This is a genomic window from Pseudokineococcus basanitobsidens (genome assembly GCF_037482545.1).
Taxonomy (GTDB): Bacteria; Actinomycetota; Actinomycetes; order Actinomycetales; family Quadrisphaeraceae; genus Pseudokineococcus; species Pseudokineococcus basanitobsidens.
The window spans coordinates 1-1,571 of sequence record NZ_JBBIAA010000064.1; the positions used below are offsets into that span (position 1 = coordinate 1).

1 protein-coding gene and 1 pseudogene are annotated in these 1,571 nt (G+C 79.1%); one reads left to right on the forward strand and one right to left on the reverse strand.

The annotated features are described in order from the left end of the window. Positions 1-723 (forward strand): annotated as a pseudogene (locus tag WDZ17_RS17260) (hypothetical protein); the annotation flags it as partial. A gap of 76 nt (positions 724-799) precedes the next feature. On the opposite strand, the gene WDZ17_RS17265 reads toward WDZ17_RS17260, so the two are convergent. Next, complete coding sequence (locus WDZ17_RS17265) at positions 800-1,495, reverse strand: thymidine kinase (RefSeq protein WP_339576414.1); 696 nt, start codon at positions 1,493-1,495, stop codon at positions 800-802. Between the last annotated feature and the right edge of the window lie 76 nt (positions 1,496-1,571).

Consider the following 1,571-nt stretch of genomic DNA (forward strand, 5'->3'; position numbering starts at 1 on the left):
AGCCGGACGCTGGACCTGCTGGAGCACCTGCGGGGGCGGCGCGGACGGCGCCAGCCGCTGGTCGACCCCGACGACGAGGAGGTCGAGGCGCTGACCTGGGCCGAGCTCGAGGCGCTGACCGCCCGGGTCGACGCGCCGCCCCGGGACGGCGACCTCGAGGCCCCCGACGCCCCGGGTCGGGAGGACCCCTGGGACGCCGCGGGGGAGCCGCCGGCGGCGCACCCGCCGGCGTCGCGCCCCGAGGAGGCCGTCGACGACGAGGTGCTTCCCGCCGGCTCGTGGGACCGGGACGCGCCCGCCTCGGGCTCCTCGGCCGCCCCGGAGGGGAGCCCGGGAGAGAGCTCGGAAGAGAGCCCGGAAGAGAGCACGGAGGAGTCCCCGGAGGACACCGACGAGCCGGAGGACGCGCCGCGCTCACGCCGCCGTCGGCGCCGGGCGGGCGCCGGGCGCGACGACGGCGGCGTCCCGGGGCAGGAGGAGCTGCTGCCTGAGCCGGAGCGCCCGGAGGCCGGGGCGGACGCGGACGGACGGACGGCGACGGGCGCCGTCCCTGACGGAGCGGCCGGCGCGGCCGGCGCGGGCCCGGACGACGACGCCGCGGCGACCGGGGACGGCGACGACACGGCGCGCCGGGGCGCACGCCGGTCCGGCGGCGCACGGCGCGGCGCGCGTCCGGGCGTGCCGAGCTGGGACGACATCGTCTTCGGCCAGCGACGCGACTGACCCGGGGACGTCCCGCGCCGGGCTGCGCCGCCCCGGCGGTCCGCGAGCGCCCGCGGACCGCGGTGCCCGCTCGCCGTCACCCGCCCGAGGGGGCCGGCCGGTCGCCGAACGGCAGGACGTCGGGAGAGAGCGCCGCGGGGCGCGCCCTCGCCGCGGTGAGGCGGCGGCGGTGGTGCCGCCGGCACAGCACCTCGTAGGCGACGTCGGCCCCGACCTCGGGCGCGCCACCCGGGTCGCCCCGCTCCGTCACGTCGCCGACGACGACCTGGTCGCCCTCGACGACCATGGCGCCGTGGTGCGTGCGGGCGTTGTGGGTCGCGCGGGCGCCGCACCAGCACAGCGCCTCGACCTGCAGGACCTGCACCCGGTCGGCGAGCTCGAGGAGCCGCTGCGAGCCCGGGAACAGCCGGGTGCGGAAGTCGGTCGTGATGCCGAAGGCGAAGACGTCGACGCCGAGGTCGTCGACGACGCGGGCCAGCTGCTCGACCTGCTCCGGCGTGTAGAACTGCGCCTCGTCGCACACGAGGTAGTCGACGCGCTCGCCGCGGGTGCGGCGTCCGGTCACCTCGGCCCACACGTCGGTCGTGTCGCGCACCTCGACGGCGCGGCGGCGCAGCCCCAGCCGGCTCGACACCACCGCCTCGCCGGCGCGGTCCTGCCGCGTCAGCACCAGACCGCCCTTGCCGCGCGCGGCGTGGTTGTGGTCGACCTGCAGCGCCAGGGTCGACTTGCCGCAGTCCATGGTCCCGGAGAAGAACACCAGCTCGGCCACGGCCGACCATCCTGCCGGACCTGCGACCCCCCGCCGGGCCGCCTCAGACCGGGCCGCCTCAGACCGGGCCGCCTCA